At 31.8% G+C, this 19,079-nt stretch carries 15 protein-coding genes; 4 read left to right on the top strand and 11 right to left on the bottom strand.

Annotated elements, in window-relative coordinates; translation table 11 throughout:
* Positions 1–3: 3 nt before the first annotated feature.
* The 5 genes from glpK to C661_RS0104895 form a co-directional block, all read right to left on the bottom strand.
* Positions 4–1,500 carry a glycerol kinase GlpK gene (gene glpK, locus C661_RS0104915; RefSeq protein ID WP_017414196.1) on the bottom strand — a complete coding sequence of 499 codons (1,497 nt, stop codon included), beginning with the start codon at positions 1,498–1,500 and terminating at the stop codon, positions 4–6.
* Positions 1,501–1,951: 451 nt separating this feature from the next.
* Positions 1,952–4,423 (bottom strand): HD domain-containing phosphohydrolase, encoded by a 2,472-nt coding sequence (locus C661_RS22645; RefSeq protein WP_017414195.1) that lies wholly within the window; start codon positions 4,421–4,423, stop codon positions 1,952–1,954.
* A 293-nt stretch (positions 4,424–4,716) separates the two neighbouring features.
* The gene (locus C661_RS0104905) at positions 4,717–5,712 is read right to left on the bottom strand and encodes a tocopherol cyclase family protein (RefSeq protein ID WP_017414194.1); all 996 of its coding nucleotides are present in this window, start codon (positions 5,710–5,712) and stop codon (positions 4,717–4,719) included.
* Positions 5,713–5,914: 202 nt separating this feature from the next.
* The gene (locus C661_RS0104900; RefSeq protein WP_017414193.1) at positions 5,915–6,967 is read right to left on the bottom strand and encodes a methylcobamide--CoM methyltransferase; all 1,053 of its coding nucleotides are present in this window, start codon (positions 6,965–6,967) and stop codon (positions 5,915–5,917) included.
* Between the two features lie 52 nt (positions 6,968–7,019).
* Complete coding sequence (locus C661_RS0104895) at positions 7,020–7,664, bottom strand: corrinoid protein (RefSeq protein ID WP_026050938.1); 645 nt, start codon at positions 7,662–7,664, stop codon at positions 7,020–7,022.
* Positions 7,665–8,138: 474 nt separating this feature from the next.
* On the opposite strand from C661_RS0104895, the gene C661_RS21360 reads away from it, so the two are divergent.
* Positions 8,139–9,353: an MFS transporter gene (locus C661_RS21360; protein ID WP_050551816.1), complete on the top strand. Its 1,215-nt coding sequence runs from the start codon at positions 8,139–8,141 to the stop codon at positions 9,351–9,353.
* Between the two features lie 202 nt (positions 9,354–9,555).
* On the opposite strand, the gene C661_RS0104885 is transcribed toward C661_RS21360, so the two are convergent.
* The 3 genes from C661_RS0104885 to C661_RS0104875 are packed head-to-tail and all read right to left on the bottom strand — an operon-like array spanning position 9,556 to position 12,570.
* On the bottom strand, positions 9,556–10,740 hold the full coding sequence (locus C661_RS0104885; protein ID WP_017414189.1) for an ABC transporter permease: 1,185 nt from the start codon (positions 10,738–10,740) through the stop codon (positions 9,556–9,558).
* Complete coding sequence (locus C661_RS0104880) at positions 10,731–11,423, bottom strand: ABC transporter ATP-binding protein (RefSeq protein ID WP_017414188.1); 693 nt, start codon at positions 11,421–11,423, stop codon at positions 10,731–10,733. The genes C661_RS0104885 and C661_RS0104880 overlap by 10 nt, the downstream gene beginning before the upstream one ends.
* Positions 11,416–12,570, bottom strand: coding sequence for an efflux RND transporter periplasmic adaptor subunit (locus C661_RS0104875; RefSeq protein ID WP_017414187.1), 1,155 nt, complete (start codon positions 12,568–12,570; stop codon positions 11,416–11,418). Before C661_RS0104875 ends, C661_RS0104880 begins: the two co-directional genes overlap by 8 nt.
* A gap of 656 nt (positions 12,571–13,226) precedes the next feature.
* On the opposite strand from C661_RS0104875, the gene C661_RS0104870 reads away from it, so the two are divergent.
* The gene (locus C661_RS0104870; RefSeq protein ID WP_242825976.1) at positions 13,227–13,670 is read left to right on the top strand and encodes a hypothetical protein; all 444 of its coding nucleotides are present in this window, start codon (positions 13,227–13,229) and stop codon (positions 13,668–13,670) included.
* Positions 13,671–13,842: 172 nt separating this feature from the next.
* On the opposite strand, the gene C661_RS0104865 is transcribed toward C661_RS0104870, so the two are convergent.
* From C661_RS0104865 to C661_RS0104855, 3 genes are read right to left on the bottom strand one after another with little or no spacing between them, the layout of a single operon-like run.
* Complete coding sequence (locus C661_RS0104865) at positions 13,843–15,009, bottom strand: ABC transporter permease (RefSeq protein WP_017414185.1); 1,167 nt, start codon at positions 15,007–15,009, stop codon at positions 13,843–13,845.
* Positions 14,996–16,150 carry an ABC transporter permease gene (locus C661_RS0104860; RefSeq protein ID WP_017414184.1) on the bottom strand — a complete coding sequence of 385 codons (1,155 nt, stop codon included), beginning with the start codon at positions 16,148–16,150 and terminating at the stop codon, positions 14,996–14,998. Before C661_RS0104860 ends, C661_RS0104865 begins: the two co-directional genes overlap by 14 nt.
* A gap of 12 nt (positions 16,151–16,162) precedes the next feature.
* Entirely contained in the window at positions 16,163–17,095 is a 933-nt protein-coding gene (locus tag C661_RS0104855; RefSeq protein WP_017414183.1) for an ABC transporter ATP-binding protein, read from the bottom strand.
* A gap of 270 nt (positions 17,096–17,365) precedes the next feature.
* Here C661_RS0104855 and C661_RS23905 point away from each other — a divergent pair, with 270 nt between their 5' ends.
* On the top strand, positions 17,366–18,427 hold the full coding sequence (locus C661_RS23905) for a sensor histidine kinase (protein ID WP_017414182.1): 1,062 nt from the start codon (positions 17,366–17,368) through the stop codon (positions 18,425–18,427).
* Between the two features lie 26 nt (positions 18,428–18,453).
* Complete coding sequence (locus tag C661_RS0104845) at positions 18,454–19,074, top strand: response regulator (protein ID WP_017414181.1); 621 nt, start codon at positions 18,454–18,456, stop codon at positions 19,072–19,074.
* The last annotated feature ends 5 nt before the right edge of the window (positions 19,075–19,079 follow it).

Genomic DNA, 19,079 nt, shown 5'->3' with positions numbered 1-19,079 from the left:
TTATTATCTTTCTTTTACCCAACCTAAAGATCTACCAACAGCTTCATGCCATCCTTCTAACAAAGTTTCGCTCTTTTCATTAGTCATTTCTGGTTTAAAGGTTCTTGATATAGCCCAGTTTTCTGCAACCTCTTCTTTACTTGACCAGTATCCAACTGCAAGTCCTGCAAGGTAAGCTGCTCCTAATGCTGTGGTTTCAATTACCTGTGGTCTATCAACTTGAACTCCAAGTATATCTGATTGGAACTGCATTAAGAAGTTGTTTGCACAAGCTCCACCATCAACTTTTAATGCCTTTAAAGTTATTCCTGAATCCTCTTGCATAGCTTTTAATACATCATAGGTTTGATAAGCTAAAGATTCAAGAGTAGCTCTTATAAAGTGCTCCTTCTTAGCTCCTCTTGTAAGTCCTACAATTGTTCCTCTTGCATATTGATCCCAGTATGGAGCCCCAAGTCCTACGAAGGCTGGAACCATATAAACTCCATTAGTATCTTCTACTGCTGTAGCATATGCTTCTGAATCAGCAGCATCTTTTATCATTCTAAGCTCATCTCTTAACCACTGTATTGAAGCACCAGCCGCGAAAATACTTCCTTCAAGAGCATATTCAACCTTGCCATCAACACCCCAAGCTATAGTTGTTAATAACCCATTTTTAGATTTAACTGCTTTTTCACCAGTATTCATAAGCATAAAACATCCTGTACCGTAGGTATTCTTAGCAGTTCCTGGTTGGAAACAAGTTTGACCAAATAAAGCTGCCTGCTGATCTCCTGCTGCTCCTGCAATTGGAACTTCAGTTCCAAATAAAGCTGAGTCTGTATGTCCATATACATAACTTGATGGTTTAACTTCTGGAAGCATTGACTTAGGTATATTTAATTCTTTTAAAATTTCTTCATCCCATTGTAAGTCGTATATATTATAAAGCATTGTTCTTGATGCATTGGTGCAATCGGTTACATGAACCTTACCTTTAGTTAACTGCCAAATAAGCCAAGTATCTATGTTTCCAAATATAAGATTACCTTTTTCAGCTTCTTCTCTAGCTCCTGGTACATTATCAAGTATCCATTTAATTTTTGTTCCTGAAAAATAAGCATCTAATACAAGACCTGTTTTATCCTTAACAACAGTGTCAAAACCCTTTGCCTTTAATTCATCACAAGTCCCAGAAGTTCTTCTACACTGCCAAACTATAGCATTATAAACTGGTATTCCAGTCCTCTTGTCCCAAACTACAGTAGTTTCCCTTTGGTTTGTAATTCCCACAGCTGCTATGTCTGTTCCCTCTGCATTTATTCTAGCCATAGCTTCTGCCGCAACACTAAACTGGCTTGACCATATTTCCATTGGATCATGCTCTACCCAGCCTCCCTTAGGATAAATCTGCTTAAACTCTTTTTGTGCCACACTAACAATGTCACCCTTTTCATTGAATAAAATTGCTCTTGAGCTAGTTGTACCTTGATCCAAGGCCATAATATACTTTGCCATAATAAGTCCCCCTTATAATATATATATTCCATTTATGAATAGTCATAAATAGAAGTGATTATGTAGTGATTTAATTTCTTTAAATGTAAAAGTTTCATTCACCCTATAGTAAATTATAATAAAAATAATATGTGGTTTCTGATGTATTTAGTATATTTTTCTAAAATAATTCTATATTTTAGAAAAGTATACTAAATTAGAATAAAAAGCCGCATTAAAACAGAGATATGATTCTCCTGCTTTAATACGGCTCTCTTTTCTCAGCCAATTTACATCTTAAATTAATTATATATAGTATTTTCACCTTTTTCAATAGAATTTTGAATTTTCTTTTAAATTTGTTACAACTTTGAAAACTTTCTATTTATATATTTATATTAATTTCTCTCTAAAAAAGAACCTTTCATAAAAAAATTCATTAAATCCTATGCTAACATGATATAAAAAAGAGTTACCAAGTACTACCTAAAACCTTTTCCACAAAGACTCTTGCAATTTCTGGATCAAATTGCTTTCCAGCACTGTTTTTAATTTCTATAACAGCTTCTTCTTCGGTTAAAGACTTTCTATAAGGTCTTTCACAGGTCATTGCATCAAAGGAATCTGCAATACTAATTATTCTTGCCTTCCAGGGAATTTCTTCTCCTCTTAATCCCCTTGGATAACCTGTACCATCCCATTTTTCATGGTGAGCAAGAACATACTCAGCAATATCATAATACCTACTTGAGGTAGCAAGAAGTCTATACCCGGTTTCAGGATGTCTTCTTATTTGCTCCCATTCCTCTTGAGCTAGCTTGTCGGGCTTGTCTAAGATAACCTCATCCACTGCAATTTTACCTATATCATGAAGCTCCCCCGCCAGTCTTAGTTCTTTTATTTCATCATCTGTCAAATTATAAGCTTTTCCCATAGCCTCACATATTACACTAACTCTTTTAGAGTGAGCATCCTCCCTTGGGGTTTTTAAGTAAAGTGTATTAAGAATAGATTTTATAACCTCACTACGTCTGCTGGAACTGTAGAAAATCTTTCTCTGATACATGAGATCCTCTGCATTTTTTACAACTTTCCATATATCTTCATTTTCATGCATCTTTGTATCGCAACCAAAAGAAGCGGTGATAATGATATTCATTATGGCTTTTTCCTCAAGCTTCTCTTTAGCCTGATTTATTAATTTTTGTGATAATGCTTTTTCTGCTTTGGGAAGCAAGATAATAAATTCATCTCCCCCTGTTCTACATATAGTATCCCCTTGCCTAAATTCCTTTTTAAGTACTTCTGCAACCTGTTGAAGAAGCATATCACCATATCTATGACCAAAAGCATCATTTATAGTTTTTAATCCATTCACATCAGCAAAAACAATTGATAATGGCAAGGTTTCCTTGCTATTCAATACTTTTAGCTCTTTTTCAAAATATCTTCTATTATACAAACCTGTTAATTGATCATGGTAACTTAAAAATTCAATTTCCTTTCTCTTTTCATTTTTTTCACTACAATCTCTAAAAACTAGCACCATTCCTATGGTACTTCCTGACTTATCCTTAATAGGTGATAGGGTATTTTCAATAACTCTCTCATAACCATCCTTAGAAATTAAAATTTTATTATTATCTAAGTCAGTAGCACGCTCCTCTTCCGTACTTTCCTGTGAAGGGATTTTTACTGTCTCTCTTGTGTTTCCATAAATAACCTTAAAAATGGTTTCTAGGTTATGTCCCATTGCTTCCTCATTACACCACCCTGTAAGTTCCTCTGCCACTGGATTTATAAAGGTTACATTCCTGTTTTTATCAACAGCTATGACACCATCCCCTACAGAAGTCAGGGTAGCATACAGCTTCTCTCTATTTTCCCTTACCTTATATTGTTCAACTTCTATTCTGCTTAACATGTTATTTATTGAACTTCTCAAAAAAGCAAATTCATCCTTGCCAGAAACTTTTAGCTTTTTAACTTCACCTTTACCAAGTTCTATAACTTTAACCTCATCAATTAGCTTTGTAAAAGGCATAGATATATATCTTCCAAGAAGACTAAAAACTATTCCTGAAATCAGTAACATAACTTCTATATAACTTAATATAAATTTATGTATTTGTTTCATGCCTCCTGAAAATAAAGTTCTATTCATATTTAATTTAATTATAACAGGATAATTTCCATGAAAGTCATTTTGTAGCATAAATTTCATATCCATGGTATTCCTATATTTTTGTGATTCAATTAATGTTAACAATTGATTATCACTATTCTCTTTAATTTTTTCCTTTACTAAGTACTCATCATCTATTTCTATTGTGGAAAAGGAAATTTTACTATCTGCTATTTTTTCTAAGGTTTTAACCATTTCCTCGTCGATTAGTCTTCCGAAAACCATCCTCCCCACTGACTCTTTAGTCTTCATAGAATCAGTGATTTCTGAACTAGTAATGAAATAAAATTCATCTCCTAGTTTCATAACGGCTGAAGTATCATCCTTAGTTTTACACATTTTTAAAATTCCACCTATTTCTTTATCAATATTAATTGGAAACTCCTCAAAAGCTTTATTTTTTAAATTATAATATTGTTTGCTTTTAATTAAATCATTCTTTTCAGCAATAATAACAAAGTTAACTTCAAGATTTATAAAAGTATCATCATTTAAATTTTCTTCAGTAAAAGTTGGGTATTTATTTCCTATATATTCATAAGTATCATCCCAATGTGCCCAGTCATTTAGGACACCGCTATACTTGTCCATTTTTTCTTTTAGAAAAGCCTCTATATTCCATCTTATTGAGTTAACTTGAATTTCCTCCTGCTTTTCAAGATAATTTGAAAAAAACCCCTTCAGTGAAAATCTACTAAATAAAACAATAAAAACTGTAGTGGTAATTAATATTAATATTACTTTGTTTCTTACATTCATTTAAACACCCTCTATACAACACTTTTTTTCACTTACTCTCACATGTCTTCTAAAGCCATGAACTTTTATTGTTTTGAAATATTATTAATTAGATTTAATTCTCGTAAAAAAAGTATAAAACTTAACATGCTTTAATTGTATTATAATATATTTTTTTGTTTATTTTCTATATTTCAATCTTTTTTGACATCATTCAACATTTTATTAATTTGTAACCATAAAAACTAATAGGAAATCTATCAGTTTTATGGTTTTAACCTAAATCCAAAACTTAACCTTTCTATACTACTGTCTTAGCTCTCATACCCTACAATTTCAATACCTGCCATGTACCCTTGTTCCTCCAAGCTGCTTTTATTCACCTTATCATATAGTTTTATTTTTACCTGTCCAGCTGATTCTTCTTTGATTTTTTCTCCCATTTTTCCTAGCTTAGGAGCAATAAGTTCACCTGAATCTTTAATTATTGCCTGAATTTCTAGTTTAGCCTTATGATTTTCTAATGATATTGTCACCCTATTGTTACTTACATTTTTAATTATTGCATTACTGTTATTGTAAGTAGCAAATCTATATTCTGAGTCCACAACTACTAAATTACATATAAATCCTGTAAAACTTCCCTTTAAAAATGGAATGTGTGCTATGGAGCAAAATAAACTTACGCTCTCATTGCTGAAATTGTTACACTGTATCCATATATACTCTTTAGGAAAAGAAGTTCCCCAATCTTTTTCTAAGTAACCTTTTCCATTATTAAAATCTATTTCCTCATTATTAATTCTAAGCTTTCCACATACTCTATGGTTCATGCTAATAACTCCATGGTTGCACTCCATATTAGGAATGTAAGCAAAGTATCCCATTATATTTGGCATTAAAGTGGACTTCTTAATAGGCATAAAGGTTCCTAAATTAAGATTTCCCATTATAATTGCATCCTTGTGAACTAAATTTACCTCAATTTTTTCTTCTGTGAAAACATTATTTCCTATTTCTACTTTGAAAGGAATGTCCCGATATTTAAAGGCTTCTATTGGATATTTTACGTAACCTGTTTTTACTTGTTTTTTACCCGTGGCACTTTCATACACATAAATATATTGAACAAAACTGTGAGCCTCCTCAGCTGTTAGGCTAATTCCTGGTATAAAACATGCTACCTTTTTTCTATCTTTTGAAACCTGTCTATAGTACCAACCTTCAAAATAATTTTTTCTTTTAATATCCCCTTGAAATATCATTGGTGAATTAATCTTTTTTAGCCACATAAATTTATTCTGTTTCATTATATTGTACAAATTCTCCTTAATCATTACTAAATTACTAAATTACTCTACTTACTTAGGCTATCCAAAATCAATTAATTTTATATTGAATAAAATTAATTGCAAAGAAAAAGAGAAGGTTAAGTAAGAGTGAACACCTTACTTAACTTTCTCTTTTATTCTTTCTTGATGTATCAGCGTTAAATATTTCTATATCAATTTTTTATAAATTCAATGGATATGTACCATAAATTTTAGCTGCCTCCATAAACATTTCAACCTTCTCAATTGGAGTGTTCATTGGAATTTGACAACCTGTACTTAAAATAAACCCCTTTGGGGAATTATAACCTTTTCTTATAGAATCTTTTACTGAGTCAAAAATCTCCTCTTTAGTTCCTAAATGCACCACATCTACTGGTGGCACATTACCTGTAATTATAACTCTTTGTCCCATTATTTTCTTAGCTTCTTCTAAGTCTTCTACATTATCTATACTAAAGTTTGATATACCTATATCAACTACGTCCTGCCAAATTTCTTTGCTTCGTCCACAGATATGTATACCTGGAGTACTTCCCGTGGTTTCTTTGATTTTCTCTGCATTCTTCTTAAGATAAGGCAGTGAAAACTCTCTAAAAAGTCTTGGACTAATTAGGCTTGTTGATGAAACTGGATCTGCAAAACCGATGGATAACCCTAGTTTTGCTACTTCTTCTATATATCTATTATTTGATTCTGTTACTATTTCCATTAAGGTATGTACCTTTTTAGGATATTTTATCATCCACTTTAATAAATTCTCAGTTCCCACCACAGATGCAGCCACACTAAAAGGACCAGACATTGCAGCTCCTACATCAACTTGCTTTATCAAAGCATCTTTTGTCAATCTTAATGCTTGTAGTAAGATTGGTAATCTTCCATCCCTTAAAGGATTAGCTACCTTTAAGCCTTCAATTTCATTAACCGATTTAGCAGCAGGCTCTAGTAGATATGAAATATTATAATCAGGATAGGCAATTTTAGAACCCATAGCCTCTGCAACGCCTCTGAGACTTGTGGAAATCCCCACACTATCATGGCCTAATTTATTAAAAAGTGCAATTTCTAAGTTTGCCATTAACTCTGCTGAATAATAGTAATCACTAGTTTTTGCTCCAATAAAAGGTGCCATAGTTACTCCCATATCTGGCACACAAATTACACGATCAATTTCCTCACCTTTTGAGAAAGCATCCATTCTTTCCCTTGGAGTCATTTCTTCTTTAAACAATAGGACTCTCTCCTTTACAACTTAATAATTTAGATTCTCTTTATTCATGTTTTTAATTACTCATGATTTCTTTTATTTTTCTAACAGCTTCATTGGCATCCTTTGTGTATAAATCTGCACCAATTCTATTAGCATAGTTTTGAGATATGGGACCTCCACCAATTAACACTTTGTATTTGTCTCTAATATTTTTCTCCTTCAACTTATTAATTACAATTTCCATACCTCCCATGGTAGTGGTCATTAAAGTTGACATGCCAATAAAATCTGCACCAACTTCTTCAGCTTTCTCAATAAATTGATTAAGCGGTACATCTCTTCCAAGGTCGTATACCTCTATTCCACCTGATTCCATCATTATCTTTACTAAGGTCTTTCCAATATCGTGGGTATCCCCTTCAACCACGCCAAGGACAACTTTAATGGGCTTTTCTATACTATTTTTATCTAAGTAAGGCTTTACTACCTCTAAACCTGCATTCATAGCATCTGCACAAATCAAAACCTCTGGAAGAAAATATTCTTCTTCCTCAAAAAGCTTGCTTACCTCATCCATTCCAGGTATTAATGCCTCTGTTATGGTTTCATAGGCTGGTATGTCTTGCTTTAAGGTTTCTTCACAAAGCTCAACTACCTTCTCCTCTTCCATTTCTACCAAACTGTTTTTTATAGTAATAAATATTTCCTGCTTATTCATAGCAACCTCCATATTAAAATCATCATGTCCATTATATAGCACTATAAATTTACATAGTATAAAATTAGCTATGTATAATAAATTCAAATACTTACCTCACTTCCCATAGACATAATAAATAGTAATCTTTCAGCTTTTTGTGTGAAAGTCACTAGATTAAACTACATGGTAAATTATCACTAAATATACTGATAGTTACATCTATATGCCATTTGACTTAAAGAATATATAAGTTTAGTATAAAGATGGATTTTACCAAGAATTTGTTAAAACACGGTGAAAACCATGTTTTAGTTAAGTCTCAGTTTTCATTCCCTATAAATTATAATAGCTATAAATGAATTTATTATGAGTTTATAAAGGTGAAAATTAGTTTTATTTATCTTAAAAGCCTTAGTAATGTAAAGATAACTTTTTACACAAATTAAGTTTTCACTTTTTATCCCTATACTTAAAACTAGAGGTGAAAAAAATATGAATTATATTGAAAAAGGCTCAAAAGAATTTAGAAAGGCAAATGCAGCATTATTTGCTGGTGGTTTCTGTACCTTTGCAGTTTTATATAGTACCCAACCCATACTTCCATACCTTTCTAAAGAATTTAATATTTCCCCCACAACAGCTAGCCTGTCACTCTCTGTTACCACAATTTCATTGGCAATAAGTCTACTTATAGTAGGTTCTTTGTCTGAAGCCTTGGGAAGAAAATCAGTAATGACCTTTTCCATGTTTTCAGCTTCGATCCTTGCCATGCTTACGGCTTTTGTTCCAAGTTTTCATTACCTTATTGTCTTGCGTATACTCCAAGGCTTTGTTTTATCTGGATTATCTGCAATTGCCATGGCTTATTTAGGAGAAGAAATTGAAGAGAAAAGTCTTGGCATTGCCATGGGAATGTTCATTAGTGGTAATTCTCTAGGAGGTATGTTTGGACGTATAACCATAGGGATTTTTACTGATTTATTCAATTGGCGTATCGCCCTTTGTAGTATAGGTGCATTAAGTCTAATCTCTAGTGTATTGTTCTATGTTCAACTTCCACCTTCAAAACACTTTACTCCAAGAACTTTGAACATGAAGAAATTGACTAAATCCATGGTGAATCATTTAAAGAATTCTAACTTGCTCTGCCTTTTTATCACTGGCTTCTTATTACTAGGCTGCTTAGTATCTTTATATAATTACATAGGGTTTCAGTTAATTGCTCCCCCCTACTCTCTAAGCCCTACCTTAGTAAGCTTTATTTTTGTACTTTATCTTTGTGGAACCTTTAGCTCAACTTGGATGGGACATCTTGCAGATAACTATGGAAAGCAAAAGGTATTAAGAATAGCTTTTTTAATAATGCTTACTGGAATAGGAATAACTTTAAGCATAAATATAGCCTTAAAAATTCTAGGTATAGCTCTGCTAACCTTTGGCTTCTTTGGTGGCCATTCTATTGCTAGCAGCTGGGTAGGTCATCTTGCAAGTCACGATAAAGCACAAGCTTCTTCTCTTTATCTTTTCTTTTACTATATAGGATCAAGTGTAGGTGGTACTTCTGCAGGTACTTTCTGGACTAATTATGGATGGATTGGAGTTGTAGGATTAATTATATCTTTTATTCTTATTGCTTTTATAGTTTCAACTAAGCTTCCTAAAGACAAGGCTTATGAAATCCATAAAGCGGAAAAAACAAACCTATAATTTTTGTTAAGTTTTTATAATTTTAAAGTTTGATATAAAAAAAGGGTGTTGCATAGCACATAGAGCCCTAAATAGTACGAAAGCCATGCGTAAATAGAAGGCAAATTCTTCTATTATGCATGGCTTGATTAGTATTAAGTTAATTAATATTTATTTTACTACAGTCCTCTTAGGGATTATAGCCCTAGTAAAAATTTTAGTTTTACTTATAAATTGCCTTGATTGGGTCTAGTTTTGAAGCATTATAGGCTGGTATTATACCGAATACAATCCCTACTATAACAGAAGTAAGTGTTGCTCCTGCAAAGCTTCCTACAGTGAGTACTGGTTTGAAAGGCATAAAAACCCCTGCTAGCTTTCCAAATAAATATCCGCATAAGATACCAATTAGTCCCCCTGTTCCTGTAACCATAATAGCTTCAAATAAGAATTGAAGTAGTATGCTTATTGGTTTTCCTCCAATGGCTCTTCTTATACCAATTTCCCTCTTTCTCTCAGAAACAGATACATACATGATGTTCATAACCCCAATTCCCCCAACGAATAAAGAAATACCTGTTACTAAAGCTACGAAGGTGGTTAATCCTCCAATAATCTTTTCAAAAGCCTTGGTTATTGCCTGAGGATCTTGAGTTTCATATTTTCCTTTTAGAGTAGGATGACTTAAAGCAAGTTCCTTTTTTACCTCTGTAAGGACTTTTTCCCTATCTGCATCAGGCTTAACATAAACATCAATGCTTGAAATTGTAGTATCAGCACTCATATCTTCCATGGACTCCTTAGATACATAGCTAGTTCCACCCGTTAGTGAAAACGCACTTTCTTCCCCTAATACTCCTACCACCTCATGGGTTATACCATTAAGAGTTATTCCTCTACCAATTGCATTTTCAGGATTACCAAAAACCTCTTTTGCGTTTCTCTTGTCTAAAACTATTAACTTTCTAGACTTCTCTTCCGGCTTAATAGTACGTCCATGTTCAATATTTAGCTTTTGATCCTTATACTCACTTAGCACAAGCATTACAGTTTTGTCAAAGTAAGTACCTTGTGCTGTAGAAAAGCTAAACCCTGCAAAGGCGCTTTTACTTTTTTCTACCTTTTGAACCCCATCAATCTTTTGAAGAGAGTAAATATCCGATTCCTCGAAGGGTTCCATCAGGGTCATATCTGCTCCCATATTTTCTGGTTGAAATAGTACATTCACTTTATTTGAACTAGTATCCTCCACTGATTTATTAACCTCTGCCTTTAGTCCATTACCTATGGATAGTATTGTTACTACAGAGCTTATTCCAATAATTATACCTATCATAGTGAGGAAAACTCTTAGTTTGTGTGATTTCATGCTATAGACAGAAGTTTTTAATAAATCTATTATTGACATTTTAACTCCACCTTTGCCATTACCCCATCCTTTATACGAATTACTTTATTAGCATATTTCGTTAAGTCCTCATCATGGGTAACCATTATAATAGTTTTCTTTTCCTCATTGAGCTTTTTTAGTATGTTCATAATATCTTCTCCTGTTTCACTATCCAAAGCTCCTGTAGGCTCATCTGCAAAAATAACATAAGGGTCATTTATTAAGGCCCTAGCAATGGCAATACGTTGCTGCTGTCCCCCTGAAAGTTCTGTAGGCCTTTGTTGTTTCTTGTTCAATAATCCTACAATATCTAAATACTTTTCAGTAAGTCTTGTCCTTTCCTTATGCGATACATTTCCCTTATAAACTAAAGGAAGCTCCACATTTTGACCAATAGTTAGAGATTCTATTAAGTGAAACTGTTGGAAAATAAATCCCATATAGTTATTTCTTAGCTCAGACCTTTGGTTTTCATTTAAGTGAGTAACATCTTCCCCATTAAATATATAGTTACCCTCTTCAAAGCTATCAAGAAATCCAAGAAGATTTAAAAGAGTAGTTTTTCCACTCCCAGACTTCCCCATAATCATTAAAAAGTCTCCTTGTTCTATGGTTAAATCAATATTTTTAAGGGCATGTAGTCTACCCTCTCTCAGTTTATAATACTTATTAATACTCTTTAGCTCTATAACTTTACTCAACAGGATTACCTTCTTTCATATCTTCCCTTGGGTTAGTTACTACTACATCATTTTCCTGCAAGCCTGAATTTATAACTACTTCCTTTGAATCACTTTCAGTATATGTGATTTCTTGCTTAGTTAGTTTATTATCCACTGCCTTAAAAACATAACTCTTATCGTTTTCCTTTAAAATAGCGGTTTTAGGTATCTTTATTGCTTCCTCATCTAATTTAATGCTAGCTTGCACATGGAACCCATTTGTTAATCCCTCTTGTGAATCAAAAGCTATATTTACAGTGTAGTAAGATATATTGGAGTCTCCTCCACCACCAGTTATAGCTTGTGCAGAAATCTGAGGCGCTGTAGGTCTATTTCCTATGGAAGTTATTTTTCCACTTACAGCTTTATTAGTAGATAGTATAAGTATTTCCGCTGGTTGATTTTCTTTTATCTTTGGTTGTTGCTTTTCATTAATGCTTCCCTTCACATAAAAAGTTACGGTTTCAATTGTTATATATGGTGATGTTGGATTGCTCTTTGTATCATGTAAGATTACCCTTCCATCCATAGGTGCTTTAACTGTAGTAAATTCTTTTTCCTTTAATCCCTTTAGTTCACTTTCAAAGGTTTCAATTTGAAGTTGAACTGAATCTATTTGATCCTTATAAGCACTTAGTTGACTATCCACACTTGGAGCTAAGCTAGAATTTAAAGCCAAGTTATCATTACCACCAGCTAATAAGTTTTGATTTTTCTTTGCTTGTTCTTGTTGAGCAAGTAGCTGTTTCTTTGCTTCCCCCTGTTTTGCAACTAGCTGCTTTTTTTGGGCATTACTTGAAGAAAGTTGTCTATTCACTTGCTTAATTTGTTCACTTACTACCTCACTTTTATAAGTAAATAATACCTCATCCTTTTTAATAGCTTGTCCATCTTTCACTGAAGTTTTATCTACAGTTCCTTTAGTAGGGTCTAAAAAGATATCTTCACTTTTCTCTGGAGAAATTACTCCATTTATAAATATTTTTTCTTTTGGTGCAATAGTCAATAGTTCCACCTTCTTAGCCTTAGCAGTATTATTTGTGCTTTTCTTCAAAAAATAAAAACCTAAGGTCGATAAGATTATAATCATGGAAATAACAGAAATTATAATATACTTCTTTTTCATAAAGTATCCTCCTCAATAAATTAAATTAGTTAGCACCTTTCAAAGGTGTTATACATAATTAGTAAAAACTTTTTAATTTTAACTCCTCTCTTTAATCCTTCATGGTCTAAGATAAGTGTTCTAGTATTTCAAGGTAATAAAAAATAACTTTTTAAACAGGGTGCCCCACTTAAATGAGACACCCTGTTACTTCTAATATTATTTATATGGATTTATTACCTAATATTATATTGCCATGAGTTTTAGGGTATCTAGAAACATTGCAGATTACCTTTGTGAAATTTACTACACTTATTTACAAAATTGATGTAACTTCAAATCCTCTTACTTACTTTTCACTTTAGCTTACGTTTATATGCTTTGTTCCTTATTTTCATTATACAGATGTGGATTTTTAATTGCCAATAAATATTTATCGCAAATTCTAACACGTAAAATTCCTATTTTAGTGGGTTTATGTAGCGTTCTTTCTTTTTCGACATCTTGAAAACATTTAACTGTCAAACTTCACTTTTTCTTTTAAGCTATATTGAATTGCTTTAAATATAAAAAGTAAACTGAAATTTGAACAAATTCACCAGAGTTGTATCAATATAATAAAAACCTTATAATATTATCATGGGAAAAAATTAACAAACAATTATAAGGAGATGTTTATGATGGAAAATAACCAAAAACCCAAACTCGGCGGAGGAATAATGACAATATCAATTATTGAACTTATTTTTAGAAGCTTAGCTATCTTTGGATTTGTAATTCTTATGTTAACCAAGGACACAGTTCAAGCCCAACTACAAACTGCTGGTATTGATGCTTCAACCCTTACCACAAGTCAATTAGTAATAAGTTTAGCACTATCTATTTTAGTTGTAGTAGGAATAATATTAATATTGTGTAGAAAATCTTTAGGTGTATATACTTATTTTACTTGTATAGTTATCAGCATTATTTATTCAATTGTTATGAGTGGATTCAGCCTATCAGTGCTTTTAAACCTAATAATTCCTGGTTTAATGGCCGTATTTATTATGCAAAAGCAAGAAATTTTTGGCTTTGGAGCTAAATCAGATTCTATAGACCCACCATCAAATATGCAATAGCTTTAAAACTATTTTTATAATCTAGATTTATCAAAACTTAATGACCTCCTTTGATTCTGATGCGGTTAGCAAACTACATAGAAACCAAAGGAGGTCTATTTTTGTTTACAGATAGATGCTTTAAATATTACTTAGATGGGTGTTGATTTTAAATGAATAATATTACTACAGTTTAACTACTAACTCTTTGTTGCTTGATTATTACAAGAGTTACGGAAAGTATAGCCACAGCAAAGCCAACTACTATAAGCATATTTAAAAATACTGGTGTAAGATTTTCCATATTAAAATTCACGGTGTTAGCTATAATATTATTGGATTTAACATACCAATAGTTTGGTGTAAAAGATGCTATTTTTAATACTGTTTTACCTAACAATTCCTGAGGAACAAATACTCCGCTGATAAAACATGATCCTAAAGAAAAAACATTTGCCGCTGCTGACATGGCACCCTTGCTTTTTACAATATTACCAATAAAATAGCTAACACTCAAAGCTGCAAGGGTAAACACAAAGGAGTTCAATAAAAACAGTGCGCCTTTTGCGGTAAACATATAGCTACCATACATAATAAAGCTTGTTGAAATCATAGCTACCCATGCAAGGATTGCAAAACTAAAGTTTGCTAGTATCATTTGATAATTCATATTTCTAAGCTTTATAGGTGAGCAATTATTTCTCTTTTTTAAGTCTGTATTGTTAAACACAAGCATAACTGAACATACACCTAAAATTAATACTGCAAATAATGCATAGGCCATATAATTAAAATAAAAAGCACGCTTTTCATTTTTACTAATTTCTTCTTCTGAATTATTTACCTTCACTTCAATCCTTTGTAACAAGTCATTATCAACATAACTTATAAGCTGTTCCTCTGATAAATTCTCCATATTGGAACTGTAGATTTTTGCGGTATTTAAATATTTATTAATTATACTATCAACATATATTCCACTTGTTGAACCTGGTAGAGATGTCTTTTCAATTTGTGGTGTTTTACCACTTAGCAATTCTTCAGTAAACCCTTCTGGTACTTTAACTATATATTCTACTTGCCTGAAAAATAATGCATCTTGAAGCTTTTGATTATCATCTGGAATATCTATGAGTTTGCCATTTTTTCCAAGATAATTTTTTAGCCCCTCTACTAGTTTTGAGTCTCCATCATAATTTATAAATGCTATATTAACTTTTGTTTCAGTGAAATCAGTATTTACAGTTTGATTACTTGTATTAGCCAAAGCTATAGCTAAGGATATAAATACTACAACATAAATCATTATTTGAGATAAATTTTTAAAAATTATTTTGAAAAAAGCCTTATAAACTTGCATATTTCTGCCTCCTTAATACCAGGTAGGTAATTGTACTGAAAATTACAGAGAAGCCACAAAGTAAAGCTATATTTATAAAAAACTGCTTATAGGTACTATAATAATATAAGGAATAGAATGAATCTGTTATTAGATTTACTGGATTAAGATAAGATATAATTGGCGCCTTAGTGCTAATTATATATTTCATTTTGTCATTCATCATACCTGATAAAAAAGACATTGTCATGGTACCACCGATTAGAATTGCAATTTTAATTCCTTCACCTTTTTTAATTATTGAAGCAATACAGGTACCAAAGGTAACCCCTGTAATTGTTCCAATTAAACAAGTTAATGCTATATATCCTAATTGACTACCAAATTTTACTTTTAGAATAAAATTTAAATAGCCTATCAAAATAAGCATTATTCCTAACTGTACTGTAGTTGCTGCAAGCATTGAAGCTACAAATACCTTTAATTTATGGGTTGGTGCCATGTTAACCCTTGCCCCTTGTGGGGATAAATTAGCCTGTAGGGCAGTAACTTCTTTAAGCCCACAAAAGCTACCATATAAGCAAGTCATGGCAATTAAACTGTAAAAATAGATTACAACATTATTTGGTTCAGCTTTGCCTGCTACAACTTCCTTAAGATAGTCATTTCTATTTGAAACACTATTTAAAAGCCCTTTCTCCATAGCAGAAGGATTTTTATTGATAATTGTTACCACTGTAGAGGATGTTTGCTTAAAATCTTCTAGGAAGGATTTTATTATAGTTTGTTTTATACCTGAATTTTTTACAACAAGGTTTATCCCATTATCAAACAATATATACCCTTCAATTTTATTGTCCTCTAGAAGTCTATCTGCCTCTTCCTTTGCTGTGTAACTCACATGAAAGAGCTTACTATTCTCTGTGGTCGTATTTGCCGTTGAAAGTGACTCAATAGTTTTAATAAAATCCGCATTTCTTTTATATTCCTCATTTTCAATTATGCCAATTTGAATTTCCGAAAAATTTTCAGCACTTGAAAGATTTGAAAAAGCCATATTAAACAATGTAGCTAAAAGTATTGGGAATAATAAAGTCCAAAACATGTTTTGCTTGTCCCTTAAAATACATTTAAGTCTATATATATAATTATGAAAAACCATTATATCACTCCTTTAATCTCTGAGCTCTTTACCAGTTATCTCTAAGAATACATCATTTAAGGTTGGTGGTTCTGAATAAATCTTTCCAACTACAATATTTTTTGATTTTAGATAATCAAGTAAAGCAACTAAATTATTTTTACCCCTACTTGACTTAGCAACAAGTAAGTTTTCATTATATTCAGCAGAAACTATATTAGGAAGATTTTTGACTCCCTCTAATATGCTATTATCCATTTTGAATACTTCTATAGTTAACTTTTCCCCAGAGTTTATCATACCTTTAAGTTCATCATTAGTTCCCGTAGCAATTATCTTTCCTTTGTCCATAATTGCAATACGAGTGCAGATTTCCTCAACCTCTTCCATATAGTGAGAAGTATACACAATTGTTGCCCCTTCCTTATTAAGGCGTTGTATTCCTTCTAATATATTATTTCTACTTTGTGGGTCAACAGCAACTGTTGGTTCATCTAATATAATTAGCTTTGGCTTATGAGCAATGCCACAAGCAATATTCAATCTACGTAGTAACCCTCCACTTAACTTTTTAGGATAAAACTTTCTAAATTCTTTTAACCCAACAAAATCTATAGCCTCTTCCACCAACTGGCGGCGCTTCTTTTTATCTTTAACATACATTCCACAAAAATAATCAATGTTTTCAAAAACTGTTAACTCTTCAAAGACTGCTACATTTTGCATGATAATACCGATGTCACTCTTAATATCGTAAGCATCTGGTGACATAGGTTTATTATAAATTTCTATAGTGCCTTTATCATATTTAAGTAAAGATAAAATACAATTTATTGCAGTGGTTTTACCAGAACCATTTGGTCCTAAGAGTCCAAAAATCTCCCCTTCATTTACTTCTAAATTTAAATGATCTAGTGCTATTAACTCATTATATCTTTTTACTAGGTTTTTAACCTTTATTACCATATAAATACCTCCAATTATTAATACAATAAAATTCTTTGAAATCATTTGCTAAAAGCAATTATTTCCTTGTCTATATATTAATCATAATACATTTATTTGTAATTTGTTAGTGATTAAACTCCTAGTTACCCATGACAAATGTAATAATCAGCTTGAGGACCTAGCCATGTGGTGTTAAAATTTATATATAAATGAATAACTTCCTATATTTTTAAAATTAACTGTTAAAGACTATGGAATAACTATTACTGAAAAAGGTTGGTAAATAAAATGAAGAGGTTAATTGATAAACTTGTTATTTTTATTATTTGTTTTACTCTATATATGCCAAATGCTAATAACCTATATATGATAGCGCCAATTTTAATTGCTATAGCCTTAAGTGCTCTCTTAAGCTACTTAGAAAATGACAGTATAACCTTGTCAGTGTTTACTGCTTATTTGGTTGCTTGTTTTTTTAAACCAGCTTTCTTATTCTTTATTCCTCTGATATGTTATGATGTAATATTTTTAAAGCTAAAACTGATATGGGTATTCTCCTTTCTTCCACTTTTTATAAACTCCACTGAAATCCTATTTACTTCAAAGTGGTTAATAGCACCAGTTATTGTTGCTACCTATACTTTAAAACATCGTAGCGTTTCTCTTGAAAAATTTGAAAAACATTTTCATAACCTTCAAGATGATACTAAAGAAATGAGAATAAAGCTTGAAAAGCAAAATAAAGAACTTATGGAAAAACAAGATTATGAAATAAACCTTGCCACGGTAACAGAACGAAATAGAATAGCAAGAGATATTCATGATAACGTGGGGCACTTACTTTCAAGATCTATTTTACAAGTGGGAGCACTCCTTGCCATCAATAAAAATGAGGAAACAAAGGAAAGTTTAACACTTGTGAAAAACACACTGTCCGAAGCTATGGATAGCATACGCAACAGTGTTCATAATTTGCACGAGGAATCAATTACACTAGGTACTGAGATACAAAAACTAGTTGATAATTTTAAATTTTGCCCTATTAAGTTCCAATACGATATGAATGCAAATCTTGAAAATAATATTAAGTATTGCTTTATTGCTGTTACCAAAGAAGCTTTATCAAACATTATAAAACATTCCAATGCTACTACTGTATCATTAACAATTCGTGAGCATCCAGCACTCTACCAATTGGTTATACAAGATAATGGCTCTAACTGCAGTTGTAATAGTGAAAATGGTATAGGGCTAAAGAATATTACAGACAGAGTTAATGCAGTAGGTGGCAACGTTAATGTGAGCATAGATAAAGGTTTTAGAATTTTCATCTCAATACCGAAAAAATAATTATTTAGAAAGGATTAAATAAAAATATGAGAGTAGTTGTTGTAGACGATGATAAGTTAGTATGTGTAGCTCTTAAAACCATATTAGAAGCTGAAAAAGATATTTCCGTTGTAGGCACTGGTCACAATGGTAAAGAAGCTATAGAACTTTATAATAATTTGAAGCCTGATATTTTGTTAATTGATATAAGAATGGAAACCATGACGGGGCTTGAGGCCGCAGAATCTATTTTAACCAAGGATAAACAGGGAAAAATATTATTTCTCACCACTTTTTCAGATAATGAATATATAGTTAAAGCATTGAGGATTGGTGCTAAGGGCTATATTATAAAGCAGAACTTTGAATCCATTGTACCTTCTCTTAGAGCTGTATTTATGGGGCAAAGTGTCTTTGGTGATGATATTGTTTCAAAAATCCCATCCCTAATTTCCACTAACAACAAAACTGATTTTTCAGCTTCTGGAATTACTGAAAAGGAATTAGATATAATTACCCTTGTAGCTGAGGGACTTAGTAACAAAGAAATAGCTACTAGATTATATTTAAGTGAAGGCACTGTTAGAAATAATATTTCTATAATTTTAGAAAAATTAAGTTTAAGAGATAGAACACAACTTGCAGTATTTTATTATAAAAATAGGTAAATAGT

The sequence above is a fragment of the Clostridium tunisiense TJ genome (assembly GCF_000300195.1).
GTDB lineage: Bacteria > Bacillota > Clostridia > Clostridiales > Clostridiaceae > Clostridium_J > Clostridium_J tunisiense.
The sequence above is the reverse complement of the archived record's forward strand: the minus strand, read 5'-3'. Positions and strand labels throughout refer to the sequence as shown.